At 69.6% G+C, this 20,101-nt stretch carries 13 protein-coding genes; 9 read left to right on the top strand and 4 right to left on the bottom strand.

Annotation, left to right across the window (positions count from 1 at the left end; translation table 11 throughout):
- Positions 1-7: 7 nt before the first annotated feature.
- The 6 genes from QH276_RS29060 to QH276_RS29035 all read left to right on the top strand — a co-directional run bounded on the left by QH276_RS29060 (position 8) and on the right by QH276_RS29035 (position 12,151).
- The gene (locus QH276_RS29060; RefSeq protein WP_280400108.1) at positions 8-853 is read left to right on the top strand and encodes an ABC transporter ATP-binding protein; all 846 of its coding nucleotides are present in this window, start codon (positions 8-10) and stop codon (positions 851-853) included.
- A 150-nt stretch (positions 854-1,003) separates the two neighbouring features.
- Entirely contained in the window at positions 1,004-8,686 is a 7,683-nt protein-coding gene (locus QH276_RS29055; RefSeq protein WP_280400109.1) for a non-ribosomal peptide synthetase, read from the top strand.
- Between the two features lie 73 nt (positions 8,687-8,759).
- Positions 8,760-9,758, top strand: a complete 999-nt coding sequence (locus QH276_RS29050) for an ABC transporter substrate-binding protein (protein ID WP_280400110.1) — start codon at positions 8,760-8,762, stop codon at positions 9,756-9,758.
- On the top strand, positions 9,755-11,059 hold the full coding sequence (entS, locus tag QH276_RS29045; protein ID WP_280400111.1) for an enterobactin transporter EntS: 1,305 nt from the start codon (positions 9,755-9,757) through the stop codon (positions 11,057-11,059). Before QH276_RS29050 ends, entS begins: the two co-directional genes overlap by 4 nt.
- Positions 11,059-11,895 carry a siderophore-interacting protein gene (locus QH276_RS29040; protein WP_280400125.1) on the top strand — a complete coding sequence of 279 codons (837 nt, stop codon included), beginning with the start codon at positions 11,059-11,061 and terminating at the stop codon, positions 11,893-11,895. Before entS ends, QH276_RS29040 begins: the two co-directional genes overlap by 1 nt.
- Before the next feature lie 13 nt (positions 11,896-11,908).
- A complete protein-coding gene (locus QH276_RS29035; RefSeq protein ID WP_280400112.1) occupies positions 11,909-12,151 on the top strand; it encodes a phosphopantetheine-binding protein in 243 nt (80 codons plus the stop codon).
- A gap of 47 nt (positions 12,152-12,198) precedes the next feature.
- On the opposite strand, the gene QH276_RS29030 is transcribed toward QH276_RS29035, so the two are convergent.
- Positions 12,199-13,851, bottom strand: coding sequence for a (2,3-dihydroxybenzoyl)adenylate synthase (locus QH276_RS29030; RefSeq protein ID WP_280400113.1), 1,653 nt, complete (start codon positions 13,849-13,851; stop codon positions 12,199-12,201).
- 86 nt (positions 13,852-13,937) lie between these two features.
- Here QH276_RS29030 and QH276_RS29025 point away from each other — a divergent pair, with 86 nt between their 5' ends.
- The 3 genes from QH276_RS29025 (at position 13,938) to QH276_RS29015 (ending at position 16,636) form a co-directional block, all read left to right on the top strand.
- Positions 13,938-14,744, top strand: a complete 807-nt coding sequence (locus tag QH276_RS29025) for an SDR family oxidoreductase (protein ID WP_280400114.1) — start codon at positions 13,938-13,940, stop codon at positions 14,742-14,744.
- A 9-nt stretch (positions 14,745-14,753) separates the two neighbouring features.
- Positions 14,754-15,902 (top strand): isochorismate synthase, encoded by a 1,149-nt coding sequence (locus tag QH276_RS29020; protein WP_280400115.1) that lies wholly within the window; start codon positions 14,754-14,756, stop codon positions 15,900-15,902.
- Positions 15,903-15,982: 80 nt separating this feature from the next.
- A complete protein-coding gene (locus tag QH276_RS29015) occupies positions 15,983-16,636 on the top strand; it encodes an isochorismatase family protein (RefSeq protein WP_280400116.1) in 654 nt (217 codons plus the stop codon).
- A gap of 41 nt (positions 16,637-16,677) precedes the next feature.
- Here QH276_RS29015 and QH276_RS29010 read toward each other — a convergent pair whose 3' ends face one another.
- The 3 genes from QH276_RS29010 to QH276_RS29000 are packed head-to-tail and all read right to left on the bottom strand — an operon-like array spanning position 16,678 to position 20,068.
- A complete protein-coding gene (locus QH276_RS29010; RefSeq protein WP_432278672.1) occupies positions 16,678-18,675 on the bottom strand; it encodes a 5-oxoprolinase/urea amidolyase family protein in 1,998 nt (665 codons plus the stop codon).
- A complete protein-coding gene (locus QH276_RS29005; RefSeq protein ID WP_280400117.1) occupies positions 18,672-19,292 on the bottom strand; it encodes an urea amidolyase associated protein UAAP2 in 621 nt (206 codons plus the stop codon). The genes QH276_RS29010 and QH276_RS29005 overlap by 4 nt, the downstream gene beginning before the upstream one ends.
- A complete protein-coding gene (locus tag QH276_RS29000; protein ID WP_280400118.1) occupies positions 19,289-20,068 on the bottom strand; it encodes a DUF1989 domain-containing protein in 780 nt (259 codons plus the stop codon). Before QH276_RS29000 ends, QH276_RS29005 begins: the two co-directional genes overlap by 4 nt.
- Positions 20,069-20,101: the final 33 nt, after the last annotated feature.

The following is a 20,101-nucleotide window of genomic DNA, read 5'->3' as shown; positions in this document are numbered from 1 at the left end:
AACTTTCGTGGACGAAAAGATCGAGCACAATGCTGCCGCGCGGCCGGACGGCGTGGCCGCCCGGTTGCGGGCCGACCGGCTCCGGCTCGGCTACCGCAACCGGGTGATCAGCGACGAACTCACCGTCGATATCCCGGACGGCACCTTCACCGCCATCATCGGGCCCAACGCCTGCGGTAAATCGACGCTGCTGCGGGCGCTCTCGCGGCTGCTGGCCCCCGAATCCGGGGCGGTACTGCTGGACGGTAAGGCGATCGGCTCCTATCCCGCCAAAGAGGTGGCCCGCCGGATCGGCCTGCTCCCGCAGACCTCCACGGCGCCCGAGGGCATCCGGGTCGCCGATCTGGTGGCCCGCGGCCGGTATCCGCATCAGTCGCTGATCCGGCAGTGGTCGCGGCACGACGAGGAGGCGGTGGCCGCCGCGATGGCCGCCACGGGGGTGGCCGAATTGTCCGGGCGGCTGGTCGACGAACTGTCCGGTGGGCAGCGGCAGCGGGTGTGGATCGCGATGGTGCTGGCGCAGGAGACCCCGATCGTGCTGCTCGACGAGCCGACCACGTTTCTCGATATCGCGCACCAGATCCAGTTGCTCGACCTGTGCCGGGAACTGAACCGGGAGACCGGCCGGACGGTGGTCGCGGTGCTGCACGATCTGAATCATGCGTTCCGTTATGCCGATCACCTGATCGCGATGCGGGACGGTGCGGTGGTCGCGGCCGGGCCGCCGCGCGAGATCGTGACCGCGGAATTGGTGGAGAAGGTCTTCGACCTGGGCTGCCGGGTGATCGACGATCCGGAAACGGGTTCGCCGCTGGTGGTTCCGCTGGGGGTGAACGCGGTACGGGCGCACTGAACACCGGACGGGAGCACTAGCTCTTACTACAATCAAGATGTTTTACTTTAGTAAAGGTTAGGCTAACCTCAACTGTGGTCGTGTGTCGCGCCGCGGGGTTCCACCGGGTGGTGCGACAGGCGAAAGTGGTTCACAGCGAAGGGAGTTGCCGTGCCGGCGGCAGTGCAGAACGCGTCGATGGTCAGCGATCCAGGATTGCCGCTCACCGGCCCCCAGCTGGGAATCTGGAACGCACAGCAATTCGACCCGGAATCCGGCCGTTACCTGGTCGGCGAGGTCCTCGAAATATCCGGCGCCGAACCGATCGATGTCGAGCTGCTGGCCGAGGCCATCCGCCGTACCGTCGCCGAGGCCGAGAACATGCGGTTGCGGTTCCGCGATACCGATTCGGGACCCCGGCAGTTCGTCGGCAACGAGCCCGCGGTGCTCCGGCCGATGATCGATCTGCGCGGCGCCGCCGATCCAGTGTCACTGGCGCACGAGGCCGTGGCGCTGGAACGGCACGAGGCCGCGCAGCGGTGCCGGGGAATGGTCGACCGGCGGCTCTACAACTACACGCTGATCCGGCTCACCGAATGCGAAGTCTGGTGTGTGCAGCTGTACCACCACCTAATAGTCGACGGGTACAGTGCCGCGCTGCTGTCGCGCCGGGTGGCCGCGCATTACACGGCGCTGCGCCGGGGCACGGAACCGCCGAAGGCGACGTTCGGGACCATTGCCGATCTCGTGGCCGACGAACAGGCCTACCGGGGCAGCGAACAGTTCACCGCCGATCAGGAGTACTGGCGCGAACAGCTCAGTCCCGCACCGTCGTTGGACGGGCGCGGAACCGCACTCGGCGGCGCGGTGGAACGGACGATCCGCGCCGAGGCGATTCTGCCGGTCGCCACGCTCGACCGGCTCAAACATTGCACCGAGCGCTACCGGATCACCTGGGCGGACGGGCTGATCGCCTGCTACGCGGCGTACCTGCAACGGCTGCTGGGCACCTCCGATGTGGTGCTGTCGATGCTGATGATGGGCCGGGTCGGGCGGGTCGCGCTGAGTACTCCGGCGATGGCGGTGAACGTGCTGCCGTTGCGGCTGGCCGTGCATGCGCACGAAACGGTCGTTGAACTGGGGGTGCGGGTCGCGGAAACGCTGAAGGAGATGCGGAAGCATCAGCGCTACAGCGGTGCCGATCTGGCCCGCGACCTGCGGGGTTTCGGTGCGGGTGAACTGCTGCACGGGATCGGGATCAACCTGAAGGTCTTCGATTTCGCCCTCGATTTCGACGGTGCCAAGGGCGTGCTGCGCAATGTGGCGGGCGGGCCGCCGGAGGATCTGGGCCTGGTCGTGACGCCGCTGCCCGATAAGTCCGTGCTGCTGAACTTCGAATGCGATGCCCGCACCAATGATCCGGAGACCGCCTACCGCCGGATGGCGGGGCTGGTCCGGGTTATCGAGGCCTTCACCGAATTGGACAAGGTACCGGTCGGGGCGCTGGAACTACTCGACCGCGCCGACCGTGCGCGGTTGCTGGACGAACGCTCGGGTCCCGCCGGCGCGGACGCGGCGGAACTGGTGCCGGCGGCGCTGGACCGGATGATCGCCGAGCATCCCGGCGCGATGGTGCTGGTGGCAGGTGCGGACCGGTACACCGGCGCCGAACTCGGGGCACGGGTGAACCGGCTGGCCCGGTATCTGCGCGACCAGGGTGTGCGCACCGGCGATCCGGTGGGTGTGGCGTTGCCGCGCGCCGCGGACCTGGTGGTGGCGCTGCTGGCGGTATGGCGTGCGGGTGCGACCTATCTGCCGCTGGATCCGGAACATCCGGTGGCCCGGTTGCAGACGATGATCGACGACGCGTCGCCGGTCCTCGTCCTCACCGACCACGCACTGGTGGGCGAACTCGCGGGCCGGGTGGTCGCGCTCGACGACGAACAGGTCGCCGCCGCGCTGCGGGACCACCCGGACACCCCGCCGGCCGGGATCGCCGTCCGTGGTGACCACCCGGCCTACGTGCTCTACACCTCCGGATCCACCGGCACCCCCAAGGGTGTGGTGATCGACCACACCGCCCTCGCACAGCTGCTGGCCGGACACCGGTCGGGCCTCTACGCCGAAACCGTCGAGCGCGCCGGCGGCCGCCGGCTGGCGATCGCGCACACCACCTCCTTCGCGTTCGACGCCGCACTCGACCCCCTGCTGTGGCTGCTCGACGGCCACCGGATCCATCTGTACGACAGCACGATCCGCCGTGACCCCGCCGCGCTGGTGGCGGCATTCGGGGCGGACGGGATCGAGGTCGTCGACGGCACCCCGACGCTGGCTGCCGCGCTGTTCGCGCACGGTCTGGCGGAGGTGGCTCCGCGGCTGCTGGTTCTCGGCGGCGAAGCCTGCCCGCCGGATCTGTGGCAGCAGGTGCAGGACGCCGGGATCACCGCGATGAATCTGTACGGCCCCACCGAGGCCACGGTCGACGCCATCGGCACCCCCGTGCGCGGCACCGATCCGCATATCGGGCTGCCACTGCCCGGCGTGCGAGCGTATCTGCTGGACAACGGTTTACAGGTGGTCGCGGACGGGCAGCCGGGGGAGTTGTATCTGGCGGGTGCCGGGATCGCGCAGGGGTATCTGGGCCGGCCCGGGGTGAGCGCGCAGAGTTTTGTCGCCGACCCGTTCGGCCCGCCCGGCGCGCGGATGTACCGCACCGGCGACCTGGCGCGCTGGGTTCCCGGGCAGGGCTACTTCTATTCCGGCCGCGCCGACGCGCAGGTCAAGATTCGCGGGCACCGTATCGAAATCGGTGAGGTGGAGGCCGCACTGAGCGGGCTGCCCGAGGTGCTGGCCGCGGCCGCGGATATTCGTGACCTCGGCGGGCGGGCGAGTTTGATCGGGTATGTGGTGGCCGCCGAGAGCGCCGCGGCCGACCCGGCGGACGGGTCCGCGGACCTCGGCGCCCGGCTGCGTAACCGGCTGGCCGAACTGGTACCCGATCCGATGGTGCCGGCCCGGATCGTAGTGCTCGGCGAATTGCCGTGGACGGTGAACGGCAAGGTGGACCGTCCCGCGCTGCCGGATCCGGTGGAAACCACCGGTGGACGGCCGCCGGCGACACCGGCCGAACGCGCGTTCGGCGAGGTGGTGGCCGAATTGCTCGGCCGCGAGGGCGACAGTGTCGATATCGACGACGATTTCTTCGGTGCGGGCGGCGACAGCATCACCGCGATCGGTGTCTGTGCCCGGTTGCGCGAACGCGGTTACGTGCTGGCGCCGCAGGATCTGCTGACCCGCCGCAGCCTCGCCGACCTGGCCGCCGCGGCCGCACCGGTGCAGGTTTCGGCGCAGACCGATCCGGAGCCGCTGCCGCGGGCCGAATCCGTGACGATCGCCCTGCCGTCGCGCAATATCGCGGAACTGGCCGCCGTGCACGGGCCGATCGCCGATGTGCTGCCGCTGTCACCGCTGCAGGAAGGTCTGCTGTTCCACGCCCTGCGTGACGGCGCCGCCGATGTCTATACCCTCACCGCGCGTTTCGAACTGTCCGGCCCGGTGGATCCGGCCCGGCTGGAAACCGCGTTCGCGGACGTGCTGCGCCGGCACCCGAATCTGGGTGCCGCGTTCCACTACGACCAGGCCGATCAGCCGGTCCAGGTGATTCCGCGCGAACCGCGTGTCGCGTGGCGGGTCGAGGATCTGCGCGATCTGCCCGACGCCGCGGACCGCGCCCTGGCACTGGAATCCGCCGCGGGCGCCGAACTGTTCGATATCGGTGACCCGCCGCTGCTGCGCGCCCTGCTGCTCCGGCTCTCCGATACCGTGCACCGGCTGGTGCTCACGGCGCATCATCTGCTGGCCGACGGCTGGTCGGTACCGATCGTGCTGCGCGAGATGCTCGCCCGCTACCACGGGGAGGAACTGCCCGAACCGGGTTACTACGGCACGTACCTGGCGTGGCTGGCCGCCCGGGACACCGCCGCGGAAACCCGGCGCTGGGGTACGTATCTGGCGGGCCTGGTGGCGCCGAGCCTGATCGGCGCGCCCGGGCCGCGGGTGGCGGCGGTCGGGTTGCAGGTACCGCTGGCCGAGGAGACCGCGACCGCGCTCGAGGCCTTCGGCCGGGCGCACGGGCTCACCATGAACACCCTGCTGCAGGGTGCGTGGTCGATGGTGCTGGCCGAACAGCTCGGCCGTACCGATGTGGTTTTCGGTGCGGTGGTTTCGGGCCGGCCCGCCGATCTGCCCGGGGTGGGCGGCATGGTCGGGTTGTTCAGCAATACCGTTCCGGTGCGGATGACCCTCGATCCCGGGCGGCCGGTGGCCGAACAGTTCGCCGATTTCCAGCGGACCACACTGGAACTGCAGAACCAGGGGTATCTGGGGCTGTCCACCGTGGAACGCGCCGCGGGGGTCGGGCAATTGTTCGACACGCTGGTCGTCTACGAGAACTTCCCGAAAACCGGTGTGGGACCGAAGGACACACATGAGGTCGGCGTGGCGGATGTCGCCGTGCACAGTCTCACCCACTACCCGGTGACTGTGACGGCGCTGCCCGGCGACCGGTTCCGGCTCATGCTGCACTACGCGCCGGGTGCGGTCGCGGAGGCCCCCGCACAGCGGATGGCGGCGCGGCTGGGTGCGGTACTCACCGCGCTGGTGGCCGACCCGTCGGCCACCGTGCGGGCGGTACTCGACGGGACCCGGCACCCGGACACCCACGGTGCGACACTGGCGGATTGGACCTCCGCGGCAGAAATCGATCCGGAGTCTCCGGCGGTGACCGCCGACGGGGTGACGATCGACTACCGGGAATTCGGTGCGCGCGCCGATCGGCTCGCCCGCTGGCTGGTCGACCGGGAGGTCGGCCCGGAAACCGTGGTGGTGGTCGCGATGCGGCGCTGCGCGGACGCGGTGATCGCCGCACATGCGATCAGCCGCGCGGGTGGGGTCTACCTGCCGGTGGATCCGGGCCAGCCCGCCGAACGCGTGGACACGATCCTCGCGACCGCCGCGCCGGCGCTCGTACTGACCACCGCCGCGGACGCTTTCACTACCGAACGGGCGCCCGTCGTCGCCGTCGACAGCCTGGACCTGACCGGTTTCGCCGCCGGCCCGCTCACCGATGCGGACCGGCTCGCGCCGCTGCGCCCGGACAATGCCGCGTACCTGTTGTTCACCTCGGGATCCACCGGTGTGCCCAAGGGGGTCGCGGTGAGTCATGCGGCGATCGTGAACACCTTCGCCTGGCTACAGGAACAGCACCGGTTCGGCGCGGGCGACACCATGCTGTACCGCACGCCGGCGACCTTCGACGCCTCGCTGCTGGAGATCTACCTGCCGCTGCTGGTGGGCACCCGGATCGTCCTCGCCCGGCCGAACGGCCACCGCGACCCTTACTACCAGGCGCAACTCATGGCCGACGAGCGGGTGACCGCAGTCCAGATGACCTCCTCCATGCTCACCACCATGGCCGAGGAAAGCGACCTCACCGGCTGCTCCGCGCTCCGCTGCGTTTTCACCGGCGGGGAACCGCTACCCCCGGCCACCGCGCAGCGGTTCCGGGAAGTGACCGGCACCCAGGTGAACAACCTGTACGGCCCCACCGAGGCCGCGGTCTGCATCACCTACCACGTCACCGACGACACCGATCAGGACACGGTCCCGATCGGCCGCCCGCCCGGCGGCGCGGGGGTGCGGGTGCTCGACGAGCGGCTGCGGCCGGTGCCGTTCGGCACGGTCGGCGAGCTCTATCTGACCGGTGTCCAGCTCGCCCGCGGTTATCTGCACGAACCGGCGCGTACCGCCCGGACGTTCGTCGCCGACCCCGCCGGTCACGGCGAACTCATGTACCGCACCGGCGATCTGGTGCGCTGGGGCGGTAACGGCGAACTGGATTACATCGGCCGCACCGACAGCCAGATCAAACTGCGGGGGCAGCGGATCGAACTCGGCGATATCGAATCGGCGATCCTGCGCCGCCCCGAGATCGCCCAGGTCGCGGTGATCCTGCGCGAGGACATCCCGGGCGATCAGCGCCTGGTGGCCTACCTGCGGGCCCGTTCGGGCGCCACCGTGGACACCGAGGTGCTGCGGGCCGCCCTCCGGGAAACCCTGCCGTCCTACATGATTCCCGCCGCTTTCGTGGAACTCGACGAGATCCCGATGACCATCAGCGACAAACTGGACCGCAAGGCCCTGCCGATCCCGGAGTATCCGGTGGACGCCGCCGCAGTCGCGAGCGCGGTCGCACCGGGCGGTTCGGTGGGGGGCGCCGGTGGGCCGGCCGGCTCGGGCGGGTCGATCACGGTCCCGGGCGCAGTGAGCCGAGACGGTGCCATCGCACGTCCGGGTGAGCCTGCGGGGCACGGCGTACCGCCCGAGGTTTCGGTCGCACCGGGCGGGCAGGGTGGGACGACCACGGTCTCGCCTGCCGCGGGCCCCGGCCGGTCTGCTGGGGGTCCGGGTAGGCGAGTCGGCCAGGATGGATCGACCACGGTTCCGTCTGCTGCGGGTACCGGCGATTCCACTGCGGGTCCGGGTGCGCGGGTCGGCCAAGACGGATCGACTGCGGATCAGGGTGCGCCGGGCGTGGGCGGTCCGGCTGTGGGCGCGGTTGCTCCGGCCGGTCCGGGTGGTGCGAGCCAGGGTGTGGCCGCGGCTGTCGATGCGGGTGGTCCGGCGCGCGGGCAGGACGTATCGACGGCATCCGGGGTGGCCGGTGCGGTCACCGCGGCGATGGCCGCCGTGCTCGGTATCCCGGCGATCGGGTTCGACGACGATTTCTTCGCCGCCGGCGGGCATTCGCTCACCGCGGTGCGATTGGTCGGGCGGCTGCGCCGCGCCGGATACCAGGTCGTGGTCGACGATGTGTTCGAGGCCCCCACCGCGCGGGCGCTCACGGCGCGGATCGAAGCTGCCGCTCTGCCCACCGGAACCGATTCGCTGCCCGGCGATGCCGGCTTGTCGTTCGCAACCGCTTCCGTGGCCGAAGGTGCCGCCGCGCACTTCGCAATCGGTTCCCTCGATGACGGTGCCGCCCAACCCTTGCCGGCCGGTTCCCGGAACGCCGGTCCCGGGCTGCCGGAGGCAGACCGAGAGCCGGTGTCCGAGGAAATCGCGATGCTCGGCCGCCGGCTCGACCATGTGCTGCGCGTGCGGGACCGCGGTTCCGCCGAACCGGTGTTCTGCGTGCATCCGGTGGGCGGTACCGCCTGGCAGTTCGCTCCGCTGGCTCGCCGGTTGCGTGCCGACCGGCCACTCATCGGGTTGCAGCTGCCCGCGCTGCGCGGCGACGATTCCGGGGCCACCACCATCGACGAACTGGCGGCGCGGTACGTGGCGACCGTGCGGGGAATTCAGCCGGAGGGCCCCTACTACCTGCTGGGTTATTCGCTCGGCGGAAATATCGTGCACGCGATGGCGGCGCAGCTCACCGCGGCCGGCGCCGAGGTCGCGTTCGCAGGCCTGGTCGATTCCCATCCGCTGGCCGGTCTCGCCGAGCAGGCCGCCGAGGCACTCGCCGACCCGAGCCGGCTCGACGCCCTGCTGCCGGAACTCCCCGAAGACGCCCCGGATCTGGCCGCGCGTATCCGCGGCGCCGCCGGTGAACTGCTGCGCATGGTCACGAAATCGGTGGCCCCGCGGTATTCCGGTCCGATGGCGCTCTACGCCGCCGATCCGGGCGGGGAGCAGGACGCACCGCGCGTCGCCGCCCAGCTGACCGGCTGGCGCGCGGCGGGTGCCCGGGTCATCCCGCGCCGGTTGCCGTACACCCACTTCGGGATCGTCTCCGACGCCGGGTGGGCCGAGGTCGCCGCGCTGCTCGATACCGATCCGGCGCTGCGGACCTGACCCGTGCGCTCCACAGACTCTGCCGCGGCATCATCCGGTGCCCCGGTGGTTCGAGAAAGAAAGTGAAACACCTATGTCGCTGTTATCCCACAGCCGCTTCGCGGCCTGGCTACGTGCCGTAGTCGGCCTGTTCGTCGCGGTCGTCGCGGTCGCGGGCTGTAGCTCCGATGCCGAGCCCGCCGCGGAATCCGGGACCCGGCCGATCCAGACCCAGAAGGGCACCGTCGAGGTGCCGGCGAACCCGCAGCGGGTCGTGGTGCTCAACGGCGCGCTCGCCGGCTACCTCTACGACCTGGATGTCCCGGTGGTCGCGGCCGATACCCGGGTGCTCGGGGTCACCGACCGCAGCGGAAAGTTCCCGCCGACGTGGGAGGCCGACGCGACGGAACAGGGCACCGAGGTGGTGCCGATCGGGCAGACCGTGAACGTGGAGTTCGTGGCGTCCAAGCAGCCGGATCTGATCATCGGTGGCGGCCAGGGTTTCCCGGCCAAACAGTCGACCGACGCCTACGACCAGCTCAGTGCCATCGCACCGACCGTGCTGGTGCCCGGTGATGTCACCGGCTGGCAGGATCAGCTGAAACTGCTCGCCGATGTGGTGAACAAGGGCGATAAGGTCGCCGAGCTGATCGGTGCCTACGACGACAAGTTCAAGCAGGTCTCCGAGACGGTCAAGGCGCCCGCGCAGCAGATCGGCTACTTCCAGTCCGCGGCCGACGGCAAGCCCAAGATGATCCTGCCGAACGCCGCTCTGCCGACGCTGCTGGCCGAGCTGGGCTTCAAGGCCGACGACCAGGTGGTCGCCAAGGCCGGTAACCCGGAGATCAACGCCTCCGCCGACTGGTTCAACTTCAGCCCCGAACTGCTGACGAAGGTTGTGGACCAGCCCGTGGTGATCGTGGTTCCGCTCAGCGGCGCCAAGAGCGCGGCCGATCTGGCCAACGATCCGATGTTCGCGCAGCTGCCGGCGTTCAAGGACAAGAAGGTCTACGAACTGCCGGCCACCAGCTACCGGCCGGATTACCGCGGCGTCATGAACACCCTCGACCTGATCCAGGAGCAGTTCAAGTGACAGCTACCGCCGGCCTCCTCATCGATATCTCCCCGTTGCGGGAGAGCCGGCGGTTCCGCTGTGCCTTCGGCGCGCGGCTGATCTCCGTGCTCGGTATCGGGCTGCTCATGGTGGCCCTGCCGGTGCAGGTCTACGACCTCACCGGGTCGAGCCTGCACGTGGCCGGAGTGTCGACCACGATGGCAGTCGCCCTGTTCGCCGGGAGTCTGGCGGGCGGGGTGATCGCCGACCGGTTCGACCGGCGCACGGTGATGCAGTGGTCGCGCACCGCGGCGGGGCTGGCGTTCCTGGCGCTGGGGATCAACGCGATCCTGGCCGACCCGATGCTGCCGGTGATCTACGCGGCCGGTGTGGTGGACGGGCTGGCCGGCGGCATCAGCGGGTCGGCGATGATGGCGCTGGTGCCGATGCTGGTGGACCGCGCGAAGATGCCGGCGGCGGGGGCACTGATCACGCTGACCTCGGATCTGGGCACCATGATCACCCCGGCCATCGCCGGGGTGCTGATCGCCCAGATCGGGGTCTCGTTCGCGTTCTTCGCCGCCGCGGCGGCGACCGCGGCCACCGTGGGATTGATCCGGGCCATCGGCTCGGCGCCGCCTCCGGCGCGCGATCTGCGCAACCCGCTGGTGGAACTGGGGCAGGGGATCGGTTTCGCGGTGCGCCACCGCATCATTCGCGCGGTACTGGTGAGTGGTCTGCTCGCCATGCTCGTCAGCGGACCGCTGGTGCTGCTGCCGGCGTTCGCGGATCAGGCGCTGGAAGCCGGACCGGCGACACTGGGCCTGCTCTACGCCGCGCCGGGTGTCGGCGCCGTTCTCGGGTCGCTCACCAGCGGCTGGATCGGCCGGACTCCCCGCAACGGCCTGGCGCTGCTGGCCTCGCTGGCGCTTATGCCGGTGGGCCTGATCATGGCCGGTGTCTGGCCGCAGGTGGCGTGGAGTTTCCTCGGGCTCGCGGCCTTCGGTATCGCCCGCGCGGTGAACAACATCCTGCGCTACGCGGTACTGCAGCAGCATTCGCCGGAGGATATGCGCGGCCGCTTGTCGAGTCTGCAACTGGTGCAGTCGGTCACCGGCACGGCGATCGGGTCCATGGCGGCCGGCGTGATCGGCGGACTGGTGGAACCGGGTGCCGCCTTGGTGGTCTACGGCGGCGCGGTGCTGGTGCTGCTGGTGCCGGCCCTGCTCTTCATGGCGCCGCTGGCCCGCCTCACCGGGGGTGGCACACCCACCGGGCCACCGGTGAAACCGCCGGTCCAGGCCACCGGAACAGCCGACAAAGGAAAGGACGGTGTGTGATGGATCGCGGTGCCTACCGTGAACGCATCGCCGAGGTGATGGCCGGTTCGCACGGGGCCAAGGTCGGATATCCGATCGAACTCCGCGAACTGGAGGTGCTGCGCACCGGGCAGGTCGGGTCGGGGTTGCTCCGGGTCACCTTCGGCGGCCCGGGACTCGCCGGGTTCCACAGTTACGTACCCGACGAGCACATCCGGCTGATCTTCCCGGATACCGACGGTGTGCTGCGGCTGCCGGTCAAGGATGGTCTTTCACTGGAATGGCCTGTGCCACGGCCCATTTCGCGGGAATACACCGTGCGGCGCTACGACGCCGAAGCCGGGGAACTCGACGTGGATTTCGCCTTGCATCCCGGCGGGCTGGCCTCGGACTGGGCGCTGGCGGTGACACCGGGCGCCCGGATGCATATCGCCGGCCCGCCCGGTGGTGTGGTGGTGCCCACCAGCTATGACAACTACCTGTTCGCCGGAGATATCACCGCCCTGCCGGCGATCGCCCGCTGGCTGGAATGGCTCCCGCGCGAAACCACGGGCTGGGCGTTCGTCGAGGTCACCGATGCGACCCAGGAGATCGAGCTGGACGCGCCGGCCGGAGTCGAGGTGCGGTGGCTGCATCGCGGCGATGCCGCGCCGGGCACCGGGGACCTACTGGAGAAGGCGATCCGCTCGGTCACCGTGCCCGACGGGCAGACCGTGTACGTGTGGGTGGCCGGGGAGGCCGGGCAGTTGCGCCCGATCCGCAAATGGGTCCGCGGCGAACTCGGCGTCGGGCCGAAGGATTTCCTGATCGCGGGCTACTGGAAACACGGCATCGCGAATTTCGACGGCGAAGAATGACGAGAGGACAACCATGACGAACGACGCAACGGCCGTCACCGATCGCGACCGCTTCATCCGCGATGTCGCCGAGGTGCTGGGGGTTCCGGTCGAGGAACTGACCACCGATATGAATCTGCTCGACGCGGGACTGGATTCGGTGCGCATCATGCAGCTGGTGGAGAAATGGCGGGCGGAGGGGCACGAGACCGTCGATCCGATGCTGCTGGCCGGGGACCCCGTTCTGGAGTCCTGGCTGGAGGTGCTGTGCCCGTGACCGGGCGCCGCGAACCGCGCCGGGCGCGGGGTTAGCGGCACCGCGGGTCACTGTGCGCGGTGGCCCTCGGCGAGCAGCCGGCGCAGATCGCGGCGGCTGGTCTTGCCGACCCCGGTCTCCGGGAATTCCTCGATGGTGACCACGGCGTCCGGCATCTTCCAGGCCGCGATACCGCGTTCGCGGACGAAACCGCGCACCGCGGTGAGCGTCGGCGGGGCGGCCGGATCGGCGGGTTGAACGAACGCGCAGATCCGCTGGCCGAGCACCGGATCCGGTGTTCCGACGATCACCGCGTCGCGGATACCGGGGTGTTCGAGCAGATGGGCCTCGAGTTCCTCGGCGGACACTTTTTCACCGCCCCGGTTGACCCAGTCACCGGCGCGGCCCTTCACCACGAGGTTGCCGTCGGGGCGCAGCGCGACGATATCGCCGGTGGTGTACCAGCCGTCGGCGTCGAAGCTGCGGGCGTTGGCCTCGGGATTGTCGTAGTAGCCCCGAATCGTGTAGGGCCCTTGCGTTTTCAGATTTCCGTCGGCACCCGGCGCAACCTCGTCACCGTTGTCGTCGACGATGGCAATTCGATCGAATTCCGACATCGGCCGGCCCTGGGTGGAGACCACGACATCGAGCGGATCATCGAGGCGGGTGTAGCACACCAGACCCTCGGCCATCCCGAAGACCTGCTGCAGGGTGACGCCCAGCGCGGGTCCTACGCGGCGGGCCAATTCGTCCGGGCAGCGCGCCCCGCCCACCTGAACGACTTGCAGACTGGACAGATCCGGCAGTTCGCCACCCTTTTCGGCCCGCTCGACCCAGAGCCGCGCCAGCGGGGGTACCAAGCCGGTGATGGTGACTCCGAAACGTTCGATCGCCGCGAACGCCGTCGAGGGGGTGGGATCCGGTGTCATCGCGACCGCACCGCCCGCGTACAGCGCGCCCAGGATGCCGGGGGAACTCATCGGAAAGTTGTGGGCCACCGGCAGGGTGGCCATATACACCGAGTCCGGGCCCAGTTCGCAGATCTCGGCGCTGCGCCGCACGCTGTAGAGGTAATCGTCGTGGGTGCGGGGGATGAGCTTCGGAATTCCGGTGCTGCCGCCGGAAAGCTGCAGGAACGCGACATCCCCGGCGTCGAGCGCGGGCAGCTCACCCGGTTCGTCGCGGTAGTCGGCGAGATCGGCTGCGCCTTCGCCGAACTCGGCATCCGGGGCGTCGGTGAGCAGCAGGACGTGCCGCAGCGTATCGACCTGCCGCCGTACCGTATCGGCCAGCGCCGCATGGTCGAAACGCTGGTGGGTGTCGCAGGTGATCATCGCGACCGCACCACTGGCCGTGCCGATGGGCACCAGTTCGGATTCCCGGTGTGCGGGCAGGCAGAACACCGGCAGCGCGCCGGCTTTGAACAACGCGAAGATCACTTCGACGAATTCGGCCCGGTTGGGCAGCTGCACCAGGACCCGGTCGTGCCGGCCGATTCCGAGGCGCATCAGCCCGGTGGCCAGCGAGCGCGCGCGGCGGTCGAGTTCGGCGTAGGTCCAGCGGTGGTTCGCGTCGACGACCGCGATCGCTTCCGGAGTGGCCGCGGCTCGGTTGCTCAGCAGATCCGCGAACGTCTCACCGGTCCAACACTTTTCGTCACGGTACCGGGCAGCCTGATCCGGTGGCCACGGAGTGAAACCGGGCAGGACGGACGATGGCATGGAGCACCTCTTTCCGATCGGCGATCTTGTTCGATGTCACACCGGAATGCTAGCCTTACGGTGTAACTTCAGGTTAGGCTAACCTAATGGTCACGAAGCAATGGGGCGAAGGGGTCATCGTCACCGGAGCCGCCGGGGGTATCGGAGCGGCCGTCGCCACCGAACTCGCCGGCGATTCTCCGCTCTTGGAACTGTGGGATCTGGACCCTCGAGTGCGCGAGGTGGCCGATCGGCTCGGACGGCAACACGAGGGAATTGCCGTCCGGGGCACCGAAATCGACCTCAGTGACGCCGCGGCCGTCGCCGCCGCGTTCGACCGCACCGTCGCCGAGCACGGCGCTCCCCGGATCGTGGTGCATACCGCCGGCGCGATGATCGGCGGATCGGCACTGGATACCGCCGCCGAGGACTGGCAGCGCTGCCTCGCCGTCAACACCAACGCCGCGGTGTACGTCGCGCAGCGCGCGGCCCGCGAAATGGTCGCCGTGCACCGCGGTTCGATCGTGGTCGTCTCCTCGAATTCGGCCACCACACCCCGGGTCGGGCTGGCCGCCTACGGCGCCGCCAAGGCCGCCACCACGGCGTTCACCCGGTCGCTGGCCTTACAGGTCGCTCCGCACGGGGTGCGGGTGAACCTGGTCTCGCCCGGATCCACCGATACGCCGCTGCTGCGCGGTATGTACGCCGACTCCGACGAAAACGGGCTCGGCGAAGCCGCCCGGGCGAGCCTGCTCGACGGTGATCCCGCGAACTACCGGCTGGGAATCCCGTTGCGGCGGATCGCCGAACCGGCCGATATCGCCGCCGCCGTCCGCTTCCTGGTTTCCGATGCCGCGCGCCATATCACCATGCACGACCTGCGGGTCGACGGTGGCGCCACGCTGGATATGTGACACGAGAGGATGATCATCATCAACGCCGAGAACTCCGCGGATCCCGCGGATCCCGCTTTTGTCCTGTCCCGGCCGCAACGCACCGTGACCGCGTCCGCCGGGGACCGTGTCTTCCACAGCGCTGCCGAAGCCGCCGCTCAGCTGCGGTCGCGGCGGGTGACCCATATCGTCGGTGCGCTCCCGTTCACCCCCGGTGCGCCCGCCGCACTGTGGGCGCCGGAAACCGTCGCGATCACCGACGGCCCGCGGGCCGCCCGCGCGGTGCACGCGCCGGAGATCGCGATCACCGAAAGTCTCCCGGAACCCGAGGAACACGTCCGCCGGGTGGGTAGTGCCCTCCGGCTGCTGGCCGATCCGGCGAATCCGCTGCGCAAGGTCGTCCTGGCCCGGAAGGTCCGGGCCCGCGCCGACCGTGCGGTGCGCGCGCTCGATCTGCTGGACCTGCTGGTCTCCACCGATCACGCCGGTAACGGCTACCTGGTGGATCTCTCCGCGGCCGGCGGGGTGTACACCGGCCGGCACCTGGTGGGTTCGAGCCCGGAAATCCTGGTGCGGCGGCTCGGCTCGGAGGTCACCAGCCATCCACTGGCGGGGTCCGCGCGCCGGATCGCTGATGATCCGGTGGCCGACCGGATCGCAGCCGTTACCCTGCTCGGTTCGGCCAAGGACCAGCACGAGCACGGCTATGTGGTGCGGCACGTCGCCGATGTGCTGCGCGACCGATGCACCGATGTGCGCACCCCCACCACACCGGATCTCACCGAGACACCCGCCATGTGGCATCTCGGCACCACAATCGGTGCCACTGTGCCGGCCGGTGGCCCGACGGCCCTCGAACTCGCCGACGCCCTCCATCCCACCCCGGCGATCTGCGGCACCCCGACCGCCGCGGCCGCGCGGCTGATCGCCGAACTCGAAGGCGAACGGGGCTTCTACGCGGGAGCGGTGGGCTGGTGCGACGCCGACGGTAACGGCGAATGGATGGTGAGCATCCGCTGTGCGGAACTGGCCGCCGATCACCGGACCCTGCTGGCGTACGCGGGCGGCGGGATCGTCGCCGAATCCGATCCCGACGACGAACTGGCCGAAACCACCGGCAAACTCCAGCGCGTCCTCGGCCCGCTGGGAGTCACCGGGAGGCCCGCCACGGTGCCCTGATCCGACGATATTCCGCTACTGCGCCCGGGCCCGCAGCCTGCCAGAAAGTTGCGGGCCACAAGAGATGAGGAGTTCTGGACATGCCCATGCAGCCGATCGCGCCCTATGCGATGCCGTCGTTGGACGACGAGATCACCAACCAGGTGTCCTGGCGACTCGACCCCGACAGATGTGCCCTGCTGATCCACGACATGCAGAACTATTTCCTCACCGCGTATCAGCTCGATCGCGATCCGGCGCGGACGATGATCGACAATATCGTCCGGCTCCGCGATAAATGCCATGAGCTGGGCATTCCGGTCGTCTACAGTATGCAGCCCGGCGATCAGCATCCCGACCGCCGCGGCCTGCTCGCGGATTTCTGGGGCACCGGGATGTCGGACGGCCCGGATACCGAGGTGATCGCCGAGCTGAAACCGGGCGAGAACGATATCCAGGTCACCAAATGGCGCTATTCGGCGTTCCAGCGCACCGATCTGCGCCAGCTGCTCGGCTACCGCAACCGCGACCAGCTGCTCGTCACCGGCGTGTACGCGCATATGGGTTGCATGCTCAGTGCCGCGGAGGCGTTCATGAACGATATCCGCGCGTTCATGGTGCACGACGCGGTCGCCGATTTCAGCCGCGACGAGCACGCGATCGCGTTGCGCTACACCGCTCGCCGTTGCGGCATGGTGCTGAGCACCGACGGGGTGCTGTCGCAGCTCGAGGCGCCCGTACACGCCGGGGCCTGAGCCTGCCCCGGCCGCCGGGCGATCCCGGGGCCGGGCCGGGCTCATTCGGTGAGTTCGCCGGATCTGCGCCAGGATTCCCGTTCGGCCGCGAAGGCAGCTGCCTGGCGCGTCCGGAACTCGTCGATGGATTCGGCGTTGTCGGCGAGGAATCGCCGGTGCTCGGCCAGCCGGAACTCGCCGTCGACGGCGCGGAGTTCACCGCGGCCGGCGGCGAAATCCGCTCGCAGGTCCAGCAGTTCCTCCGCGCTCACCGGATACCAGCTGATTCGGTCGAAAAAGCGCAGCAGCCAGGGAGTTTCGTGGTCGGTTCGGCTCCACACCTGAGTGGTGCGCCCGACGAACTGATAGCCGCCGGGGCCTTCCATCCCGTAGATGCACAGGTAGGCGCCGCCGATACCGACCGCGTTCTCCGGGGTCCAGGTGCGGGCGGGGTTGTATTTCGTGGTGATCAGCCGGTGCCGCGGGTCGGCCGGAGTGGCCAGCGGGGCCCCGAGATAGACGTCGCCGAGACCGAGGACGAGGTATTCGGCGGCGAACACGGTATCGAAGACCTCGTCGACCGACTCCAGCCCGTTCATGCGGCGGATGAACTCGATATTCCACGGGCACCACGGAGCGTCGGCGCGTACGCCGTGCATATAGCGGGTGATCGCCTCACGGGTGGCCGGATCGTCCCAGGACAGCGGTAGTTCCACCGTGCGGCTGGGCACCACCAGGTCCGCGGCCGCGGGCAGTTCCGCTTCGATCTCGGTGAGCAGATCCAGCGCCGCCGGGGTGCCCAGGGCGGCCGGGTCGAGGCGGATCTGCAGCGACCGGACGCCCGGCGTGAGTTCGGTGATTCCGCGCTCCCGGCCGAGCCGGAGCCGTTCGTGCAGTGCGTGTACGCGGGCACGGAGTTCGAGATCCAGGGTCATCGTGCCGAATTCGACCAGGATTCCGTCGTCTCCGGCGCGGCGGTAGGTGATCGGGGTGCCGTCCGCGGTTTCGGCGCGCCGCATGACCCCGTCGTCGCCGTCGCCGCCGGTCGACAGGACGGTGGGCCAGCCGGCGCGGCGTTCCGGCCCCAGTGCGCGGGGTGAGGCGGTCCGATCGGCCCGGACCGGCACGAATCGCACGGTATCACCCGGGCACAGTTGCCCGAGTTTCCACCGGTCGGCCGCGGTGACCGTGACCGGGCAGACGAAACCGCCGAGACTGGGCCCGTCCGGACCCAGCAGGATCGGCGTATCGCCGGTGAAATCGAGGGCGCCGACGCTGTACGCGGTGTCGTGGATATTGGACGGATGCAACCCCGCCTCGCCGCCGTCCGGCCGGGCCCAGCGGGGTTTGGGCCCGATGAGCCGGACACCGGTGCGATCGGAGTTGAAATGCACCTCGTAGGCGGTGTCGTAGAGGGTGTCGATATCGGCGCGGGTGAAGAATTCCGGTGCGCCGTGCGGTCCTTCGGTGACGGCCAGCTGCCAGGTGCGGGTGAGCACCGGCTGTTCCCCACCCGGGACCGGACCCGAGGGAACTGCCGGCGCCGGGCCCAGCGGCAGAAGGTCGCCGGCGGCGAGGGCCCGGCCGGCGGGCCCGCCGAACCCGCCGAGGGTGAAGGTCGCCGCGCTACCGAGATAGCGGGGGAGTTCCACGCCACCGGCAATGAGGACGTAGCAGCGCATTCCCGGGCCCCGCACCGGTCCGATATCGAGGAGTTCGCCCGCGGGAACCAGGACCGGCCGCCACAGCGGTACCCGCCGGCCCACCACCGTGACCTCGGTGGGTGCGCCGGTGACACACACCCACGTGGGCTCCGGGAACCGCAGCGCCGGGCCCGCCATGGTGCATTCCAGGCCGGCGGCACCCTCGGCATTGCCGAGCGCGCGGTTGCCCAGCCGGAACGACAGATCGTCCATCGGCCCCGACGGCGGCACTCCCACATGCCAGTAACCGGTCCGGCCGGGCCAGTCCTGGACGGTGGTGAGCATCCCCGGCCGTTCGACCACCACCTGGTCGACGGCGACCCCTGGATCCGGCGCGAGTACGACCGGGGCGGTCATCGGGTCACCACCATCCGCACCGGCGTCGGATCGAAGCCGTTGCAGGGATTGTTGATCTGCGGGCAGTTCGAGACCAGCACCAGGGTGTCGATCTCCGCGCGCAACGAGACCGTCTTACCGGGTGCGGACAGGCCGTCGACGATACCGAGAGTGCCGTCGGATTCCACCGGCACGTTCATGAACCAGTTGATATTCGACACCAGGTCCCGTTTGCCCATACCCCATTTCGCGGCCTCGGCCAGGAAGTTCTCCACGCAGGCGTGCTGATGGCGGGTGTGGTGGCCGTAGCGCAGCGTATTCGACTCCTGGGAACAGGCCCCGGCGATGGTGTCGTGATTGCCGACCTCGTCGGCGATCACGGTCATCAGGGCGGTGCCCGCGTCGGTGCGCAGCACACTGCCGGTGGTGAGGAAGATATTGCGCTGGGCGGTGACCGTGGCCTGCGCGCTGTAGCGGTCGGTGTGATCGGCCGCCGAGTACAGCAGGCAGTCCACGGCCTGATTGCCGTGCAGATCGATGATGTCGAGACGGTCACCCGCGCGCACGATTGCCGACCACGGCGCGCACGCCGGCACGGTGTCGTCGAGAACCACGGTCGCGGTGGCAGCGTTGCTCATACCCACTCCTGTCGAGTCCGGGCGGCCGACCAGGCCTGTTCGGTGTTCTGTACGGCCCGCAGGTACTCCGGGTCGCTGTTCACGGTGGTGGTGTCCAAAGGTGCGCCGGGCCAGGCGACCAGGTCGAGATCGGTGACCGGGGAATCGTCGAGCGGATGAACGGTATTGACCACGAGCACGGTGACGGGCAGGTGGATCAGCAGTTCCACATGGGCGCCCGGGCCCGCGGAACCGTACGCGTTCAGGCTGCCGTCCGCGCCGACCCGCACGCCGCGGAACAACGACAGCGTCGGCCCGATATCCCGGGGTTCGAGACCGTGTTTGCTTCCCGCCCGTTCCAGCAGCAGCCGGCCTTCCCTGGTAGCGCCGCAGAGGGTGTCGTGGCGTTCGGCGGTATCGGTGAGGACGGTCGCCAGGACACGGCCCTGGTCCGACAGCAGGGGATGGCCGGGCCCGAGGTAGGCCTGCCACGGTACTTTCATGGTGTCGGCGATATTGAGGCGCTCCCACGGGGCTTCGGCCCGTAGCAGGAACAGATGCGCGCAGGCCGCGCCCTGCGGATCGGCCAGCCGCAACCGGGTACCGCGGCCGAGGACCGTACTGGTGTGGCCGCCGGGCGGGAGGCGGACGGTCCAGGTGGTATCCGCGAGCCGGAGACCTTCCGGCAGGTCCGGGGTGGCCGGGTTCGCGGTGGCCTGGGCGCGGGCGTGTTCGCGGGCGCCGGTGGTCGATGCGGTGGTGGGTGCGCCGGTCGGGGGCGCGCTGGGAGGCGTCATCGTCTCTCCTTGCTCGTCGGGGCGAAACTGCGA

The organism is Nocardia carnea, from assembly GCF_029869215.1.
GTDB lineage: Bacteria > Actinomycetota > Actinomycetes > Mycobacteriales > Mycobacteriaceae > Nocardia > Nocardia carnea_B.
This window is presented reverse-complemented; position numbering and strand designations above follow the sequence as displayed.

What these genes read in the sequence shown, in the direction of transcription:
- QH276_RS29010 (WP_432278672.1), bottom strand. Translation starts at nt 18,675, where the DNA reads ATGACCGCCCCGGTCGTACTCGCGCCGGATCCAGGGGTCGCCGTCGAC.
- QH276_RS29030 (WP_280400113.1), bottom strand. Translation starts at nt 13,851, where the DNA reads ATGCCATCGTCCGTCCTGCCCGGTTTCACTCCGTGGCCACCGGATCAG.
- QH276_RS29000 (WP_280400118.1), bottom strand. Translation starts at nt 20,068, where the DNA reads ATGACGCCTCCCAGCGCGCCCCCGACCGGCGCACCCACCACCGCATCG.
- QH276_RS29020 (WP_280400115.1), top strand. Translation starts at nt 14,754, where the DNA reads ATGATCATCATCAACGCCGAGAACTCCGCGGATCCCGCGGATCCCGCT.
- QH276_RS29015 (WP_280400116.1), top strand. Translation starts at nt 15,983, where the DNA reads ATGCCCATGCAGCCGATCGCGCCCTATGCGATGCCGTCGTTGGACGAC.
- QH276_RS29005 (WP_280400117.1), bottom strand. Translation starts at nt 19,292, where the DNA reads ATGAGCAACGCTGCCACCGCGACCGTGGTTCTCGACGACACCGTGCCG.
- QH276_RS29050 (WP_280400110.1), top strand. Translation starts at nt 8,760, where the DNA reads ATGTCGCTGTTATCCCACAGCCGCTTCGCGGCCTGGCTACGTGCCGTA.
- QH276_RS29040 (WP_280400125.1), top strand. Translation starts at nt 11,059, where the DNA reads ATGGATCGCGGTGCCTACCGTGAACGCATCGCCGAGGTGATGGCCGGT.
- QH276_RS29025 (WP_280400114.1), top strand. Translation starts at nt 13,938, where the DNA reads ATGGTCACGAAGCAATGGGGCGAAGGGGTCATCGTCACCGGAGCCGCC.
- QH276_RS29035 (WP_280400112.1), top strand. Translation starts at nt 11,909, where the DNA reads ATGACGAACGACGCAACGGCCGTCACCGATCGCGACCGCTTCATCCGC.